General features: G+C 35.9%; 21 protein-coding genes, 1 pseudogene and 2 other annotated features. Of the genes and pseudogenes, 7 read left to right on the top strand and 15 right to left on the bottom strand.

What is annotated here, in order from left to right:
• Positions 1-9: 9 nt before the first annotated feature.
• A complete protein-coding gene (locus KI356_RS03725) occupies positions 10-477 on the bottom strand; it encodes a hypothetical protein (RefSeq protein ID WP_212934826.1) in 468 nt (155 codons plus the stop codon).
• Between the two features lie 55 nt (positions 478-532).
• The gene (locus KI356_RS03720; RefSeq protein ID WP_212934825.1) at positions 533-1,918 is read right to left on the bottom strand and encodes an alkaline phosphatase; all 1,386 of its coding nucleotides are present in this window, start codon (positions 1,916-1,918) and stop codon (positions 533-535) included.
• A 262-nt stretch (positions 1,919-2,180) separates the two neighbouring features.
• Between KI356_RS03720 and KI356_RS03715 the strand changes: the two genes are divergently transcribed.
• On the top strand, positions 2,181-3,014 hold the full coding sequence (locus tag KI356_RS03715) for a GNAT family N-acetyltransferase (RefSeq protein WP_212934824.1): 834 nt from the start codon (positions 2,181-2,183) through the stop codon (positions 3,012-3,014).
• A gap of 15 nt (positions 3,015-3,029) precedes the next feature.
• On the top strand, positions 3,030-3,914 hold the full coding sequence (locus tag KI356_RS03710) for an alpha/beta fold hydrolase (RefSeq protein WP_128280899.1): 885 nt from the start codon (positions 3,030-3,032) through the stop codon (positions 3,912-3,914).
• A gap of 36 nt (positions 3,915-3,950) precedes the next feature.
• Here the strand turns inward: KI356_RS03710 and KI356_RS03705 are convergent, their stop codons facing one another.
• The 3 genes and pseudogenes from KI356_RS03705 to KI356_RS03695 all read right to left on the bottom strand — a co-directional run bounded on the left by KI356_RS03705 (position 3,951) and on the right by KI356_RS03695 (position 5,637).
• A complete protein-coding gene (locus KI356_RS03705) occupies positions 3,951-4,451 on the bottom strand; it encodes a DoxX family protein (RefSeq protein WP_212934823.1) in 501 nt (166 codons plus the stop codon).
• A gap of 216 nt (positions 4,452-4,667) precedes the next feature.
• A pseudogene (locus tag KI356_RS03700) lies at positions 4,668-5,055 on the bottom strand (hypothetical protein); the annotation flags it as partial.
• 6 nt (positions 5,056-5,061) lie between these two features.
• On the bottom strand, positions 5,062-5,637 hold the full coding sequence (locus KI356_RS03695; RefSeq protein WP_212934822.1) for a histidine phosphatase family protein: 576 nt from the start codon (positions 5,635-5,637) through the stop codon (positions 5,062-5,064).
• 212 nt (positions 5,638-5,849) lie between these two features.
• On the opposite strand from KI356_RS03695, the gene KI356_RS03690 reads away from it, so the two are divergent.
• Positions 5,850-6,101 (top strand): phosphoglycerate mutase, encoded by a 252-nt coding sequence (locus KI356_RS03690; RefSeq protein WP_212934836.1) that lies wholly within the window; start codon positions 5,850-5,852, stop codon positions 6,099-6,101.
• 72 nt (positions 6,102-6,173) lie between these two features.
• Entirely contained in the window at positions 6,174-6,296 is a 123-nt protein-coding gene (locus tag KI356_RS03685) for a DUF4023 domain-containing protein (RefSeq protein WP_000071861.1), read from the top strand.
• A 40-nt stretch (positions 6,297-6,336) separates the two neighbouring features.
• Here the strand turns inward: KI356_RS03685 and KI356_RS03680 are convergent, their stop codons facing one another.
• Positions 6,337-7,575, bottom strand: coding sequence for a TolB family protein (locus KI356_RS03680; RefSeq protein ID WP_212934821.1), 1,239 nt, complete (start codon positions 7,573-7,575; stop codon positions 6,337-6,339).
• A gap of 198 nt (positions 7,576-7,773) precedes the next feature.
• Positions 7,774-8,003 (top strand) — a binding site (T-box leader).
• 52 nt (positions 8,004-8,055) lie between these two features.
• Positions 8,056-8,283: a binding site (T-box leader), on the top strand.
• Positions 8,284-8,445: 162 nt separating this feature from the next.
• Here KI356_RS03680 and KI356_RS03675 point away from each other — a divergent pair.
• Together KI356_RS03675 and KI356_RS03670 are read left to right on the top strand one after the other, a co-directional pair.
• Entirely contained in the window at positions 8,446-10,200 is a 1,755-nt protein-coding gene (locus tag KI356_RS03675) for an aromatic amino acid hydroxylase (RefSeq protein ID WP_212934820.1), read from the top strand.
• Positions 10,181-10,495 carry a 4a-hydroxytetrahydrobiopterin dehydratase gene (locus KI356_RS03670; protein WP_212934819.1) on the top strand — a complete coding sequence of 105 codons (315 nt, stop codon included), beginning with the start codon at positions 10,181-10,183 and terminating at the stop codon, positions 10,493-10,495. Before KI356_RS03675 ends, KI356_RS03670 begins: the two co-directional genes overlap by 20 nt.
• Before the next feature lie 16 nt (positions 10,496-10,511).
• Here the strand turns inward: KI356_RS03670 and KI356_RS03665 are convergent, their stop codons facing one another.
• A complete protein-coding gene (locus tag KI356_RS03665; RefSeq protein WP_128280892.1) occupies positions 10,512-11,369 on the bottom strand; it encodes a VOC family protein in 858 nt (285 codons plus the stop codon).
• Between the two features lie 21 nt (positions 11,370-11,390).
• Positions 11,391-11,795, bottom strand: a complete 405-nt coding sequence (locus KI356_RS03660; protein WP_128280891.1) for a DoxX family protein — start codon at positions 11,793-11,795, stop codon at positions 11,391-11,393.
• A gap of 156 nt (positions 11,796-11,951) precedes the next feature.
• Here KI356_RS03660 and KI356_RS03655 point away from each other — a divergent pair, with 156 nt between their 5' ends.
• Complete coding sequence (locus KI356_RS03655) at positions 11,952-12,497, top strand: helix-turn-helix domain-containing protein (RefSeq protein WP_128280890.1); 546 nt, start codon at positions 11,952-11,954, stop codon at positions 12,495-12,497.
• Positions 12,498-12,537: 40 nt separating this feature from the next.
• On the opposite strand, the gene KI356_RS03650 is transcribed toward KI356_RS03655, so the two are convergent.
• The 7 genes from KI356_RS03650 to KI356_RS03620 form a co-directional block, all read right to left on the bottom strand.
• Complete coding sequence (locus KI356_RS03650) at positions 12,538-12,915, bottom strand: hotdog family protein (protein WP_088060057.1); 378 nt, start codon at positions 12,913-12,915, stop codon at positions 12,538-12,540.
• A 111-nt stretch (positions 12,916-13,026) separates the two neighbouring features.
• On the bottom strand, positions 13,027-13,485 hold the full coding sequence (locus KI356_RS03645) for a GNAT family N-acetyltransferase (protein ID WP_002111948.1): 459 nt from the start codon (positions 13,483-13,485) through the stop codon (positions 13,027-13,029).
• Between the two features lie 57 nt (positions 13,486-13,542).
• Positions 13,543-14,070 carry a GNAT family N-acetyltransferase gene (locus KI356_RS03640; RefSeq protein ID WP_080018471.1) on the bottom strand — a complete coding sequence of 176 codons (528 nt, stop codon included), beginning with the start codon at positions 14,068-14,070 and terminating at the stop codon, positions 13,543-13,545.
• A 284-nt stretch (positions 14,071-14,354) separates the two neighbouring features.
• Positions 14,355-14,750 carry an ankyrin repeat domain-containing protein gene (locus KI356_RS03635; protein ID WP_128280889.1) on the bottom strand — a complete coding sequence of 132 codons (396 nt, stop codon included), beginning with the start codon at positions 14,748-14,750 and terminating at the stop codon, positions 14,355-14,357.
• Positions 14,717-15,535 carry an ABC transporter ATP-binding protein gene (locus tag KI356_RS03630; protein WP_128280888.1) on the bottom strand — a complete coding sequence of 273 codons (819 nt, stop codon included), beginning with the start codon at positions 15,533-15,535 and terminating at the stop codon, positions 14,717-14,719. The genes KI356_RS03635 and KI356_RS03630 overlap by 34 nt, the downstream gene beginning before the upstream one ends.
• Positions 15,522-16,550: a FecCD family ABC transporter permease gene (locus KI356_RS03625; RefSeq protein WP_128280887.1), complete on the bottom strand. Its 1,029-nt coding sequence runs from the start codon at positions 16,548-16,550 to the stop codon at positions 15,522-15,524. Before KI356_RS03625 ends, KI356_RS03630 begins: the two co-directional genes overlap by 14 nt.
• A 5-nt stretch (positions 16,551-16,555) precedes the next feature.
• Positions 16,556-17,503: a helical backbone metal receptor gene (locus KI356_RS03620; protein ID WP_128280886.1), complete on the bottom strand. Its 948-nt coding sequence runs from the start codon at positions 17,501-17,503 to the stop codon at positions 16,556-16,558.
• Positions 17,504-17,570 lie beyond the last annotated feature (67 nt).

The raw sequence follows: 17,570 nt of genomic DNA, 5'->3' as shown, positions 1-17,570 counted from the left end.
GAACCTTTTTTATTTCTTCTCTATCGTACGAACCTCTTCAATTTTCCACTGCTCTTCTTCTTTTCCAAGTGCATACTGTGTTTTCTTCTGAAGGCTGACTTCCCCATCTACTTCTTTTTCCTCTGCTTCCACAATAACAAGCCCATCTTTAAGAGCTTTCATATTTATATGTTCCAATTCAATTTTCTTATTTCCTTTTTGAAATGCTGCTTCCTTCCGTGTTTTCAGGTCTTCAGCACCAATCATTTTGCTTGAAAATAACGCCATATGCTCAGTGATATTTTTTTCATTTGTCGTTCGTACAAATGCTTCAATAACTCCTTGAACAGCCCTCTCTTCTTCGCTCGTTATCTGTACTCGTTCTTCCATTTTCTTAGCAACTGTTTTCTTTTCTACATGCTCCTCTGTAGATTGACAGCCAACTAACAATAGCCCAATTAGCATAGCGCCTCCTAATTTCCTCGTAAAACCGCTCATCTTTTCACCCTTCCTAAAAAGAAAAAATGAGGCAAAAATGCCTCACTTTCTTTAATTAACGTCTTCCTTTATTTGGGTCGCCACCGCCAACAATATCAAAGACACGTTTCGCTATGTTTGTATTCTCTTGAACGCCAGAGAATAAGTATTTACCTGGTCCGAATGCATATACGTTCACATCTTCACCTGTATGTCCACCCGTTGTCCAACCTGTAACCGAACGCTTATTGAAGATATCTTCAATCGCATTATCAATCTTTGTTACATCTTTCGATGGAGCTATATCATTTACAGCTTTAATTTCTTCTGGTGTTAATTGTAAATCGATATACTTTTTCAATGTTTCTTCTACATTTGCACCTTTTACAATTTCATTTGCCATAAAGTCTGGCGTACGTTTCGCAGCTTTAATCGGATCTACTTTAAAGTTATACTCACCATTCGCTCCTAAAGATAGTCCACCAGTTGCATGATCTGCAGTTGCAACAACTAATGTATTTTTATCTTTTTTCGCAAACTCAATCGCTGCTTTAAACGCTTTTTCGAAATCTTCCATTTCACTCATTGCGCCGACAATATCATTATCATGTCCAGCCCAATCAATTTGGCTACCTTCAACCATTAAGAAGAACCCGTTTTCATTTTTATTCAAGCGCTCAATCGCTGCATTTGTCATCTCTTCTAATGAAGGTGTTTTATCATTACGGTCAATCATTTTATCTAAACCACCTGGTGCAAATAAACCAAGAACTTGATCGCTTTTATCATTTAGTAATTGATTACGATCTGTTACATAACTATAACCAGACTTCTTAAACTCTTCTGTAAGATTACGGTCTTTTCTAACAAAGTTATTTACGCCACCGCCAAGCATAACATCTATTTTATGCTTACCTTTTACTTTCTCATCAAAGTAATCATTTGCAATTGCATCCATGTTTTTACGACTAATATCATGCGCACCGAAAGCCGCTGGTGTTGCATGCGTAATTTCAGAAGTTGCAACTAGTCCTGTTGATTTCCCTTTTTCTTTCGCTTGCTCAAGCACTGTTTTCACTTCAGCTTTATCATTATCAACTGCAATAGCTGCATTATATGTTTTTATACCTGCTGACATCGCAGTTGCTGCCGATGCAGAGTCTGTAATATTCTCATGTTCATCTTCTGGATATGTTTTTTGTGTCCCTACAAGATGTTTATCAAATTCTGTAGATTCCATCTCAAATGTTTTTGGATTGTCTTTCATATAGCGATGAGCTGTCATATATGAAGGTCCCATACCATCCCCAATTAATACAATGACATTTTTAATCTTTGCATTGCTTCCATTCTCATCTGCATTAACCTCGCTAGAACGTGTAAAATTCCATGTCGCAACCGAAGTAACTGCTAATGACGCCACAACTGCAAATGGCCATGCTTTCTTTACAAACTTTTTCACTGTCTTGTCCCCCTAATTAGGTTATTCATTTCCCACTATCAAATTTAACCGAAGACTGTTAAGAGAAAATTAGTTATATGTAAATTTTTTGTTAACTTATGTAAATTTCAGTTATAATTTGTATAAGTTTGTCTTTTCTGTATCAATCATCGTCCCCTTTACAAACTACATATAAACAAGTTGGATTTCATACAACGTAAATCTCTTATTTTTAATTTCGAACCTATTTCCATGAAAATAAATAGAAATGTGGTGAGCTTTTATGAAAATAGTAAATCTAAATAAATCTTTCATTTTTGATTTACTCGACCTTTGCAAATCTGTTGGATGGCTACAAGATAAAACCTTTATGAAAAAACAATTCGAAATGTACCTTTCTGTCGGCACACTTTTCGGCTATCTTCATGAAAACAAACTAATTGCAACTGGAGGAGTATTTCCCTTTAAAAGTAGCCTTTCCTCCATTGGTATGTTACTCGTACACCCTAATTTTCAAGGAAGAGGGATTGGACGGATGTTGCTAAATCGTTGTTTGGAACATACTCATCCAAAACAACCAATTTCACTTATTGCAACAAAAGCTGGCGAACCCTTATACACATCATGTGGATTTCAAACAGTAACAACGATTCATCGTTTTGAAAAGCAGACCTCTAAGACAAATACCGTTCTTACACAACAAGTAGAAGAAAAAGACCTTGTTTCTCTTACTTCTCTCGATCAAATTGCAACTGGTGCGAATCGCGCTCTACTTTACTCGTCGCTGTTACCAAGAGCGGTACACTCTTTTAAAATTGAAAGGAATAACTGTATAGAAGCTTTTTCTTTATGCATACAAAAAGGCAATATATTATGTATCAATCCACTTATCGCAAAACAAGAGGAGGATGCTATTCAATTATTAAAAGTGATTTGTGAATGTTGGAATGGCATAGTACGAATTGATGCCCCACATTCACAATATACGTTTCGTAAATTTCTTCAAACAGCAAATTTCCATGAAACACTTCTTTCACCTCTTATGATAAAAAATGGTGATAAACTTCCTGGAAATCGTAATATGCTATTTGCTATGATAGATGCAGCGTTATGTTAGAAAGGGGACAACTAATTGAAGCGATTTAGCTATTTTATGGTAGGTTGTCTTACTCTTACACTATTAGTAGGATGTAGTGCAGCAGAAAAGTCAGTAGAACAAGTAAAACAAGTTAAAAATACAATGACAGCGAAACTAGCTACCGAGGAAAAAATGGTAGAGATAGATGGTCAAACGATTTACTTTAAAAAGATTGGTGATGAAAAACCACCTTTACTTATGATCCATGGATTTGGAGGATCATCAGATGGTTTCCAAAAGGTTTACTCAGATTTAGCAAAAGACCATACAATTATTTCTGTGGATGCTTTAGGATTCGGACGTTCCTCTAAGCCGATGGATTTTTATTACTCTTTCCCAACCCATGCAAATTTGTACTATAAGTTAATGAAAAAACTAGGTTATGATTCATTTGCAATACTGGGGCATTCAATGGGCGGAGAAATTTCTCTTAATTTAACATATTTATACCCTGAAGCAGTTACCCATCTTATTTTAACTGATGCTACAGGCGGCCCTCATACGTTCGTTAATAAACAAGGTTCACCAAAACCAGAGTTGTCGACCGATTTAAGTGCCGTTTCTTCTATTGCAGATTATGACGAGAGCAAAGTTAAATTCAAGCGTAATGATGAAGAGCATTATAATAAAATGAAATTATGGCCTAGACGTCTTCAAATCAATGCAAATGAAATTAAACAACCCACTTTAATTATATGGGGAAGAAATGATAGTAGCGTTTCTTGGAAAGAAGGAGAAACTTATCATCAATTCTTAAAAAATAGCACTTTCCATATTATTGAAAAAGGTTATCACGCACCATTTCGTCAAGAGCCACAAGAATTTGTAGGGTATGTAAAAGATTTCTTCGAGAAAAATCCTATAAGTGCTGAAAAATAAACGGGTATCTCATTTTGAGATACCCGTTTTCATATATTAAGCAGCTTGCTTTTGACGTTTTTGAGTTTTTGATCCTAATACTTTCGGGATAACGAAACCATCCATTCCAAATTTCCCCGCGTTCATACCCGAAACAAGAACGAACATAGATAAGATAACCATCTCAGGGTTCACACCAATTGACCCACTAAACATATAGGAAAAGTTCATTACAAGACCAAAAAAGACCGCTGTTTTTGTTAAACAGCCTACAATTAAACCAATTCCGACTAAAATTTCTCCCCACGTTACAAGTGTATTAAACAGATCTACATTTGGAATTGCAAATTCTTGTAAAAATGATGCCCACCAAGATTGAACAGCCGGTTGTGCTCCTTTAGATTTTTCAATTGCACCTTGTAAATAACCCGTTGCATCGAATCCTTTTCCTTGTAGTTTACCGATTCCAGCCATTAACCATGTGTAACCAAGATACACTCGAACTATCGCTAATACAAAAGAAACTGCTTTGTTTTCTCTTAAAAATTGAATAATCATATCTTCCTCCTAAAGTTGTAATTAAATCAGTTACAGATAATATAATAACATTAGTTACTTACTTTTAAAATGTTAATTATGAATAATTTGTGACATACATAAAAAACATTAAATACTAACGTTTATTTAGTAACTTTTATTACCTGTAAAAACTTGAACATATCATACCACAAGTGATAATCATTTTCATTGAAGAAAATGTAAAAAAAATGTGAGTTAAATGTGAAACGCATTCATTCGAATATAGAACAAATGCGTTTCATGTTGTTTATATACTCGAAATGTACATGTCTCCTCATCGATTAATCTCGCTTCTCGAACAGCTTCTCCTAACGTTTTGTTATGGTTAATAAGCCTGTAAAATAAGCGTATTGTAAACATAAGTGCTGCATTCCCATCTACATAATCTATCGAGCTAACATACGATTTTGCATCATTATGTAATAATCGATTCTACTAGTTTCAACTCCCCAAACTCATACCAATCATTTACAATATGTGTAATATGCAATTTTGCATATTACTTAATTTCCGCTACGCCAAAGTATACCCTCTGCTCGTTTAAGTCGTATACATTTTCTCCTAACTCTTCCATTACAAATTCCCTACCCTATAAATCAATTTCATACATACCCGTTTCGTTCAAAAAATCCGCTCTAGTTAAAGCGACTTTCTGCAAATATTGCCTATACGCTGTAATTGTTCCATCATGTGAAACGATACAAATTTTTTCCGCTTTTAACTGATTGCACCAATGTAGAAATTCATCTACTATTTGCTGAAATTCCTTCTCTGAGATGATATTAATTCCCTCATTCCATAACAATTCATTCATACTTTCTTCTAATGAAAAATGTGGAAATAAATTTTTAATTATATTTCCATCTAACAATTGATCGCATGGCAATGTTTTGGCGGATTCCCGATAAGGAAAAATACGCGGGGATATATATGGATGAACGATTTTTTGACAAGCTACTTTCGCACTCCATATTGTCGCAGTTTGTAAAGTTCGAAGTGTAGGACTAGCGATTAATATATCCTTTTCTTGCAATGGTACATCGTACTGAAGCAATTTAGCCTGCTTCTTTCCCACACTCGTCAATGGTGGATTCACTGCTTGTAAACTTAATGGTAAATCTTTCGTATGCTCACCTTCACCATGCCGAACAAAGACAAGTTTCATTCTCCTCTTCCTCTCACTAGAAAATGGTCTCACATATTTCTTCCCTATTTTTTTCTTTACTCCTGCTATTTTAAAAAGCAGAATGTAAAAAGTTTTTGACATCAATATTTGGAAAACATTACAATTATATATGTAAAATACTTTTTACAATAAGGGGAGGAATACAAATATGAAATGGATTTTTTAGTAGTGATAAAACCGCTAACCCTTGGATTACAGATGATGAACGTGAAACAAAAATTAAGCAGAAGGCCGTTATTGCAAGCTGGTCTGGTGTTTTCATGTTTTGTATCATTAACCTCTTAAATAAATGGTTAGGTGTAGGAACGGGCAATACATCACCTTACTTACCAGACCCTGTCGCAACTATTTTAAAAGAAAATGTAGAGGTACAAGTTTTACTTATGTTATTCATGACGTATGGACTATTTTACGTATACTACCGAAGAAAGCTAAGCGCTTAATTTTCATCTCATGATTATCCTCCTAAATGGTTATAGTAACTAGGACGAAATGAAAAAAGGAGAGATATAAAAATGAGTAACTCAAATGACTTTTTAGATACTTTACATGAAAAACAAGCAAAAGATGAACAAAATAGAAAACGCCAAGGGAACGGAAACCCAGCGAAAAAAAAGCCAAATAAAACACATAAATAATAATAAAAAACTGCCTAAAATGATCTTTTAGGCAGTTTTTTTATTCTTCTTTCACCGAGATAACATTTTCCCAATTCCATTTCTCGTAATACCACTCTGGTACATCTATATTTTCAATCCACTTCTTTTCATGTTTCCCATCACTATGAGCAATCCATACATCAGCTTTCTTACGGTCTGAACGTATCCATATTAATTGGTTGCTCTTCTTCAAGAAGTTGGGATGATAATCGCCTTGCTTATTAGATAGCTTTGTGATTTGATGCTGTTCATCGTTTGTGCTATTTATCTCATATAAAGATGGGAATGGTCTTTTTTCTAACTCGGGTGATAAATCCGCTTCCTTCGCCCTTGAAACGATTATCGCTGTATCACTCTTCCATGTAAAATCCCAATCAACATATCCTTTTGGGGTAAATGTGTTCTGCTGAAGTGCTGGAAATTCTTTTACTTTTAAATGTTTATTCTCTAATGCAACTCTCCCGCTTCCTTCAATATAGGCTAATATATTTTTTGATGGCGCCCATTGGAACCATTGTGTGTTTAATAGCATTTGATCTACTTTTTCAAACCGACTGCCATCTGCTCGAACTAAGCAAAGTGTATTACTATCAGCTGACAAGGATGCTGTCGGTACCGCTAAAAATGAGATCCACTTTCGATCTGGTGACCACTTAAATCCACTTGCAACTAGCGCTAGAAAATCATCATGTTCATTTGGTAATGCATACAAATGTTTCATTTTATGTGGATTCATATGGGCATCCTTTTGCACTTCATATAGCTGGGCTCCTGTCCATCCGGTTGGAAGTAAGTACGCCTCGGAAGATACAAGAAACTTCTTTCCATCAGGGTACCATGCATAATCCCCTACACCACCCGATACATTTTCAAAATCTGCGTTCTTTTTTTGGACGTCAAACGTATTTAATGTACGCGCATATACAAATGCAATTACATTCTCAGCCGGTGACCATTGATAGTTCGATACTTCAGATTGTAACGGCCTAACTTTCTTTCCATCTTTCAGCTGGTACAACTCAAGGTTGTTTTGCTTCGTTCCCTTTGCATATGCAAGCCATTCTCCATTATGCGACCACTTCGGCCCTGTTATGTACTCACCTTTTGTAATTTGTTTTTCTTTCCCATCAACTTTAATCCAAAGGTCATGATGACGAATAAAAGCAACTTTTGCTCCATTATGTTCCGCACTAGTACTAGAAATTGAAGATAAAAAAATGAACAAAACCACACTACTGTTCACGATAAACCCTTTCATACGCCCCCTCCATTTCCCTTATAGCATTCCTCATATTCTGCTTACTATATGCAAATTTCATCCCGCATTAACAGGCAATAAGACTCCCCACCTAACCGCTTTACTTTAAAGTCGATTTTTGGATAGGATAAAATTATTGTTGACAAGTTTTTAAATATAGTTTTATAATACAAAACATAGTTTAGTTGAACGAATTATATATCGGCTTTGAAGGAATACTAGTAGCGACTTATATCCCTGTCTCAGAGAACTGATGGTTGGTGCGAATCAGTACATATACAAGCGTGAATTACAATTCTGGAGCTTCTTTCCCGTAGTGCACATGATGCATGAAGAGAAAGACGGATCTTTCCGTTATCTTAAAGTGAGTGGTAAACAATTTTTCTGTTTACAAATAGGGTGGTACCGCGATTTTTATCGTCCCTATCGGATTTTCCGATAGGGGCTTTTTTGCGCCCTTCCCTTTTAAATAAATTCATATATTATGCGTTGAAAGAATCGCAGTAGTATCTTATATCCCTGTTTCAGAGAGCTAATGGTCGGTGGGAATTAGCACATATATAAGTACGAATTACAATTCTGGAGCTTCTTTTTCGTAGTGCTTTTATGCATGAAGGAAAAGACGGAATTTTTCCGTTATCATTAGTTGAGATGTAAGTATATTTTCACTTACAAATAGGGTGGTACCGCGATTCTTTCGCCCCTATCGGATGTTCCGATGGGGGCTTTTTCTATTTCTCACAGAAACAAATGTTAAATAATTCCGAATCTTATGATAAAATTTTATAAGCGCTTACAATTTTGAAAGGATGTGGTACAAGCTATACGAAACCGGTATTCATTTTGATAAAGAAAAAGGAGGACGTCTAAATGACAAAGAAAACAGATATTCCATCACATTTAAAACCATTCGTATCTACACAGCATTATGATCAATACACACCGGTGAATCACGCTGTTTGGCGTTACATTATGAGACAAAACCATAGCTTCTTAAAAGATGTTGCTCATCCATCCTATGTTAACGGACTACAATCATCTGGTATTAATATAGATGCAATCCCAAAAGTAGAAGAAATGAATGATTGTTTAGCACCAAGTGGCTGGGGGGCTGTAACGATTGACGGACTTATTCCTGGCGTAGCATTCTTCGATTTTCAAGGGCACGGATTACTACCAATCGCAACAGATATTCGTAAAGTAGAAAATATCGAGTATACCCCTGCTCCTGATATCGTTCATGAAGCAGCAGGACATGCACCGATTTTACTTGATTCTACATATGCAAAATATGTGAAGCGCTTTGGACAAATTGGAGCGAAAGCTTTCTCAACAAAAGAAGAACATGAGGCTTTTGAAGCTGTTCGTACATTAACGATTGTAAAAGAAAGCCCGACTTCTACACCTGAAGAAGTTAAAGTTGCTGAAAATACTGTAATCGAAAAACAAAACTTAGTTTCCGGTTTATCAGAAGCAGAACAAATTTCACGTCTTTTCTGGTGGACAGTGGAATACGGATTGATTGGAAATATAGACGCTCCAAAAATCTACGGTGCTGGTCTCCTTTCCTCTGTCGGTGAAAGCAAGCATTGCTTAACAGATGCTGTAGAAAAAGTTCCATTCTCAATTGAAGCCTGCACAGGGACAACTTATGACGTGACAAAAATGCAGCCACAGTTATTTGTTTGTGAATCATTTGAAGAGTTGACTGAGGCACTTGAGAAGTTCTCTGAAACGATGGCATTCAAAACAGGTGGCACAGAGGGATTAGAAAAAGCAATTCGCTCCGAAAATCATGCTACAGCTGAGCTAAGTAGCGGATTACAAATTACCGGCACATTTACAGAGACAATTAAAAATGATACTGGTGAAGTCATTTATATGAGAACAAATACACCAACTGCATTAGCAATTCATAATAAACAGTTAGCAAATCATTCTACATCTGTACACAACGATGGATTTGGCACACCGGTCGGATTACTAGAGGGTAATATCACATTAGAAGATTGTACAGAAGAAAAGTTACAGTCATTAGGTATTACAATTGGAAATAGTGTAGAACTTACTTTTGCAAGTGGCATTCATGTAAAAGGAACAGTAACAAACATTATAAAGAATAATGAAAAGATTGCTCTTATCTCCTTTATGGATTGCACAGTTACTCATAAAGATCGTTTATTATTCGATCCTTCATGGGGAGCATTTGATATGGCTGTTGGTTCAACAATTACTTCCGTATTCCCAGGAGCAGCAGATGCAGCCGCATTCTTCCCGATGGATGAAGAAATACAAAAAACTCCTGATCCGCTTGTACTGACTGAGCTTGAACGTATGTATCAAACAGTTCGGGATATTCGTAACGAAAATATTTTACACGATGCTCACGCTGATCAATTAGTAGCAATCCAAGAAGTATTAAATAAATTTTATCCGAAAGAATGGTTGCTTCGTCTTGAAATTTTAGAATTACTTTTACAACATAACAAAGGGCATGAAACATCAGCAGCCTTATTAAAGCAACTTTCTACTTTCACAACTGATGAAGCTGTAACACGCCTTATTAACAATGGTCTTGCGCTACTACAGGTAAAGGATGTGGAAAATGATGCTACGATTAACTGAAGAAGAAGTTCAAGAGGAATTATTGAAGGTAGATAAATGGATGGTAAAAGATGAAAAATGGATTGAACGAAAATATATGTTTTCCGACTACTTAAAAGGAGTCGAATTTGTCTCTGAAGCCGCCAAACTATCAGAAGAACATAATCACCATCCATTTATCCTTATCCAGTATAAAGCAGTCATTATTACTTTGTCATCTTGGAATGCAAAAGGTTTAACGAAACTAGATTTTGAACTTGCGAAGCAATTTGATGACCTATTTTTACAAAACGAAAAAGCAATTATAAGAAAGTAAAAAAGAGAAGCCTTTTTTAGGCTTCTCCTTTTATTTTTAAATGGATACAATGTCCAAATGGATCCTTGGCCTGTAATATTCCATCTTTATACGTAGCAATCTCGCCAATATTTTTTAAGCTTTCACATACTTGCTCTTTTTGTTTTTCATCCGCTAGTACAATTGTGAAATACTTCAAGCCAACGGAATTTGGCATTTGCGGTGGTATCCCTTCACCTTGCCATGTATTTAAGCCAATATGGTGATGATAACCACCTGCGGATACGAACAGCGCTCCATTACGAGCTGGGATTGTTACATCAAAACCAAGACCATCAACATAGAAACGTTTCGCTTCTTCTAAGTCAGCTACATGTAAATGAATATGTCCCATCACAGTACCCGCCGGGAACCCATTCCATACACTTCCTTGCTGTAATAATTCTTCACCAGCTAACGGGTTACTAACAAATGGTAGCTCTCCATTCTCATCACGCCAAACTTCTTTTTGGCGATCATGATAAATTTCAATCCCATTTCCATCTGGATCAGCTAAATAAAGAGCTTCACTAAAGTAATGATCGGCTCCACCGTGCAGTGGATATACCATCTCTACAAGGTGACGAAGAATGTTCGCTAAGTCTTGTCTATTTGGTAATAAAATTGCGTAATGATATAACCCTGTTCTTCCTCTTTGTTTCGGAAAAGCTTCTTTCTTTTCTTCAATGATAAGGAGTGGTTCATCATTTTCATTCCCAAATGTAACGACTGCTTCCTCTTCTTTTAGTACCTTCATGCTTAGTACTTCCGTATAAAACTCTAGCGACTTCTTTATATTTGATACATATAAATGAACAACCCCAAGTGTTGTTTCGGGATGAAGTTGAAAGCTCATCTTGTTATACCCCCATTTAAATTAGTTCTTCTTTGACATTTTCTCTTTTAAGAAATTATCTATAAAACCATCAGCTTTTGCAACAAATAAGTAAGCACCCATTGCTAATAATGCAAGTTCTAACTCAAACCCAGGATTTTTCCCGTCTCCTAACAAGCCAGCTGACCATTTTACTTTCACAATCGCTCCAACCATAACAAGTGCAAATAATAATCCAATATATCTTACACCTAAACCTAGAATTAACAATAGACCTCCAACTAATTCAACTGTTGCTACACCGTATGCAAGTCCTCCTGGTAAACCAATGCTTGTAAACCACCCTGCAATATTGTCAATTCCTGATTGGAATTTTGTTAAACCGTGCATAAAGAATGTTACCCCTAACACGATACGAATAATTAAGTTACTAATATGTTGATTCATTTCTCTCTCTCCTTTATAGTTTTCTTATACAAAACTTTTATTTACATTACAAAACATACACTAATTTTTTTTATTCGTCAATTCATTTTTTATGAGATAAAATATTTTTTTTTTGCTATGATACAAATAGTTGTTTACAAAAAGGAGCTTGATTTTATGAATATCGGTTCTGCAATTCGTGAAATTCGTCAACGCAGAGGTATTACGATTGCCCAAATTTGTGAAGGAACAGGTCTTTCTAAAGGCTTTATGAGTCAGGTTGAAAACAATAAAACATCACCGTCTATCTCAACTTTAGAAACGATCTCTAATTTTTTAAATGTTCCCCTTCCATATTTATTGTTAGAACAAAAAGATCGTTTAAAAATTGTAAAAAAAGAAGAACGCAAATACAGTGTGTATGGTAAAGATGAACAAAGAATTGAGCATGTTGCAGAGCAAGGTGGTCTTCGCTTATCTTTAGTAGAAATTTCCGCCGGGTTTCCGAAAGAAAATTCACCAAATGCTCATGAAGGTGAAGAGTGTCACCTTGTATTACGCGGAAAGCTAGAAGTTCAACATGGTGAAGATATCGCGGTTGTAACAGAAGGTGATTCTTTCTCGTGGAATGCTTGCGTTCCTCATATTGTCCGCAATATAGGTGAAGAGTCTGCGCTATTACTTATCTCTAGTCATGCGGAAAATCGAAAGCGTGTTTATTAAATGATAAAAAAAGAAGCCTGTTTCATAACAGGCTTCTTTTTTACTCCCTTATAATTCCATAACTTGTTCCAACTAGTACGGTCTTTTCCTGTTGGTTGCGATAAACTGACTCAATTGAAACTTTTTTATATCCTTCCATTTGTTCAATATTTGTTAAAGTTAATTCACAAGTAATCGTATCTCCTGTAAAAACTGGTCTAATAAACTCACTTACCAATTCCCTCGCTATGTAATGTAACTCTTCTCCTACTTTCGTCCCAATGCTAGCAGTCAATAAACCGTGAACCATTAATCGTCCATTCTCATCATATTCCATATGATGTCTACCCTTATCACCTGTAATATTTGCAAATTCAAAAACTTCTTCCTCGGTAAACTTTCTTTCGTATTTAAATACATCCCCGACTTTTACATTCATTTTTATCCCCCGTTTAATAAACTGAATTTTCTTTTATTTTATCATAAAATAAGTCTCAGTTCAGTTTATATTATTAAAATAGCAATCCTTTTTCTTCACTACCTTATAATTTTATCGATGCCCATCCTTTTTTGCCACTTGATACCCATAATACGCACATGTTCCATTTCTTGATAACTCTCTTACTTCAAAACCACAACTTCTATAAAAATCAAAATTGTTAGCAGATGTATGTGCAAACCAATCGCCATGCGGAAGCTTTTGTAAACAAAGAGCTACAAGTTTCTTACCTAACCCTTTTCCCCTATACTCACACTTCACAACTAAATTTACTATGTTAGCAACCATGATTTGATCAGAAATCACTCTAACCATCGCGACCATTTCTTCTTCATCCCAAATTGTGAAAGCCCATGTTGAATTTTCAAATGCAATCGTAAACTTTTCAATTTGCCAAGAAGGGATATTGTCATTACTCCAGCCAGCATCTTCAAATAATGTCTTAATCGCATATGCTGGTACACCGTTCGTTCCCTCACGAATAATAAGTCCATTATGGTAAATATACATGTAATCCCTCCTTTTATTTTTATATACCATTCTCCAAAAGATGCAATTCACCTTTTTTCATCCAACCCGCTTAATGGAATAAACGAGAACATCCATCTCATGAAATGAAGTTGTTTTCTCATAACTAAGCCCTGTTTTTCTGGCGACAAATATTGAAGCTGGGTGGTTCGGGTTAATAAGAGAAATTAATTTATTCATTTGTAATGCTTGGAAACCGTAGTCTCGAAATGCTGCCGCTGATTCTTTCGCATACCCTTTCCCCCAATACTGAGGAAGTAACCAATAACCAATTTCAATTTCCTCTTTTCCATCTACCTTCTGCTTAACAAGTCCTGCATGACCAATTCGTATCCCAGTTTCCTTTTCAATCATTACAAATAAACCGAGACCATTTTTATAACTTGGAAGCACCCACTCCTCCAAACTTTTTTTACATTGCATATATGTTTTTAACGTCCCATTTCCAATATAGCGCATTACTTTCTCGTTCCCCCATAACGAAGCATAGAACTGTAAATCATCCATTGTATATTTGCGGAATTGTAGGCGATCTGTATGGAACATTTTTAAACTCCTTCCCAGCATGCTGTTCTTGATTACATGATCATATTTTGTATGTATAGTACGTGTTACTCTCTATTATAAATGAACCAACATTAAAATATAGAATATTCACTCTTTACAAACGTAAAAAAAGAAGTAGACAAATATTGTCTACTTCATCCATATCATAACTAGCATAAGGAAAACTACAATTGAGGGGGGTGTAGGATTTCCAAATATACTAGATACTTATCCCGTTCTAACGGGCGGTAAACCTTCCAATCTTTTGAGTGGAAAGTTTACCGCACATAAGAACTTTGCGGTCATTAAGAAAGCACTGTTAAGTACTCAAATACACGCTGAGCTTTTTCACCACCCATTCGTGCATGTTGAAGAAGAGAGATGCCATGCGGGCCAGGTGCAAATAATGCTTCTGGTTGTACTACTAAAATGGCTTGTACAACTTCAAGTTCACCAAGCATAGCCGCTACAAAAATATCCATTCGAGCACCCTTTTCCAGTAAATATAAAGCAATATCTTTACGCCCTACATGTGCCGATGCCCCTAACGCACTTTCCCAATCTGATCCGCCCCAATTATAAGAAGCATGAAGTAAGCTAGGTGATTCGGCCAAAAGCTCCTGTACTTTTTCTAGATCACCGTGAGCTGCCATAACAAATTCTCTTACTAATTCAGTGGTAATACGCTCTTCTGTTTGCATCTCGATTCCCCTTTTTTAGAAATTCGTTTCGGTGTAAAAAATGGCTTGTCGCTTCCGTGAAAAATATCTACTTCTATGCCAAATACATGTTGAAACATTTGATGACATAGTACTTCTTCTGGTACGCCGTCATACTGAATCTTCCCTCGCTTTAATACGAGTAAACGATCGCTATATTGAGCCGCTTGGTTAATGTCATGTAAAACCATTATAATTGTCATACCAAACTCTTCATTTAAGCGTTTCACAAGTTCCATTACTTCCAACTGGTGAACGATATCCAAAAAGGTTGTTGGTTCATCTAACAATAAGACATTTGTACGTTGTGCTAGCGTCATTGCAATCCAAGCCCGTTGTCTTTCTCCTCCGGACAAAGACTGTAAAAGACGATATTCATACCCTTCAAGACTTGTAACAGACAATGCCCAATCAACAATTTCTTCATCTTCTTTATTTAAGCGACCGCTCCATGATTTATGGGGGCCTCTTCCAAATTCGATTAATTCTTTCACTGTTAAATCTAATTGATGATCATGCATTTGTGGTAACATCGCTAATTTCTTCGCTACATCGGCACTCTTCATCGTATGAATATTTTCCCCATCTAAAATGATTTCCCCTTCGCTTTGTTTAAGTAGTCTTGCCATTAAACGAAGCAAAGTAGATTTCCCCGATCCATTTGGACCGATTAAACTAACGATTTCCCCAGCTTTAATATGTACATTCATATTTTGCATTAGAAATCTTTCAGAATGTGCGTAAAACACTTTTTCAACGGAAATCACGTTGTTTTCCTCCTCTATGAATTAAATATAAGAAGAACGGACCACCTAAGAAGGACAATAAAATACCAACTGGTAATTCGATTGGATCAAACCAACTTCTAGCTATCGCATCTGCGAAAACAAGTAATATTCCGCCACCAAGGCATGATAATGGCAGCAAATATCTATAATCATTTCCGACTAATAAACGTAGCATATGTGGTACAACGAGACCGACAAATCCAATAAGACCAGAAACACTAACTGCTATTCCAGCTAACATTGTACTTACTACTATTAAATAAAACCGACTTCTTTCCACGTTATGCCCTAATAATTTGGCCATTTCATCCCCAAGCATTAATACTCGAATATGTTTAATACCGAAGAAAGCTAATACAATAGCGAATATCGCATAATAAATAATCATATTTAAATGTGCCCAACTCACACCACCAATACCACCAGCTAACCACGGTAGAACTGATTGTACTTTGTCGCTATGTAATAACATTAACGCTGAAGTCGCTGCACCAATTAAGGCGTTTATTGAAACACCTACTAATACAATTCGTGAAGGTGGCGCACCCTTTTGCCATGATAGTGCGTAAATGACCATTGCTGTAATAAAAGCTCCTAAAAAAGCTCCTAGTGGTAAGAATGCCATATGCTGAGGAAATAAAATCATGATTATAATTGCTACAAGACCTGCTCCTGATGAAACTCCGATAATGCCAGGATCTGCAAGAGGATTTCTCATAACCCCTTGCAATAACGCTCCTGATGCAGCTAAACATGTTCCTACAATAAAACCAACGAGCACTCTCGGTATGCGAAGATCCCATACAATTCGATGAACTGTCGAACCCTCATCTTGTATTCCCACTATAATGTCTCGTAAAGAAAAGGCTAAACTTCCTGCAAAAAGGCCATAAAAAAGACCTAGAACAGTTAATACAACTAAAGTAACTGTTATCATCCATCTTTTCTTTGCAAAAGGATGCTTCTTTTCTCTTACTATTTCACTACTCTCCATGCTTATCATTTCCTTACATCTTGTATACTTTTATACATAAAGTCCATCGCTTCTATCACTTTTGTTCCAGGATTTGAGCCAAATAAATCTGGTGGTAAAATAACGACGTGATTTTGTTTGACTGCCTCTAAATTTTTCCACGCTTCATTTTTCATCATTTCGCCTTCAAATGCTTTTTTCACGCTATTGGGATCTCCATGTGTAATTAAATAAATCACATCCGGGTTTGCTTCAATAATACGTTCTACACTTAACTGTGCATATTGCGGATATTCTTTCATTTCTGGAAAACCAGCTGCAATATTTTTCCCGCCTGTTTTTTCTAAAATATCACCTGATAGAGAAGTTGGTAATGCTGCTAAATAAGTACCTGGTGCTCCATAAACTAGCAACGCTTTAACATCGCTCTTTTTCTCATATTTCTTCATTTGATCATTAATTTTCTGATTAAGCTCTTTTGCTTTATCTTCTTTTTTCATTACTGTTCCATACATTTCAATACTCTTTTGAATGTCTTTTACAGAGTTGGCTGAAGAAATGATTACTTTTGTTCCTTGCCCTTCAACCGTTGGAATATTTTTTTGGAACCCATTATTAGCAACAAGTACATCCGGCTTTAAGCTAGCAATTTGTTCAAAGTTTGGCTGATGTGCATTCCCAATTACTTGTGCTTTCTTTAAATCTTCTGGAAGAGTTAACTTTGTATCTGGACGACCTATTACTTTGCCACCCAAAGTATGAATAATATCCATGTCCCCCATACTTAATGTTGCAAAACTCTCTGGATTTTTATCAAATGTTACCTTTCTGTCTGAGAAATCGGTAATTTCGATTTTGTCTGTTCCTTTTTCTGTTTTCGTTGCGGATGCTTTTTCGTTTCCCTTTGCACTGCAACCTATTAATAAGAAAAAAATAGATAAGATCGCTGTAAACAGCGTAATGGATTTCTTCATTTTTTCACCTCTAATTGATAATGATAATCATTGATTACTATTCTACTTTAATTGATAAGGATTATCA

This window comes from Bacillus hominis (assembly GCF_018332515.1).
GTDB lineage: Bacteria > Bacillota > Bacilli > Bacillales > Bacillaceae_G > Bacillus_A > Bacillus_A hominis.
The sequence above is the reverse complement of the archived record's forward strand: the minus strand, read 5'-3'. Positions and strand labels throughout refer to the sequence as shown.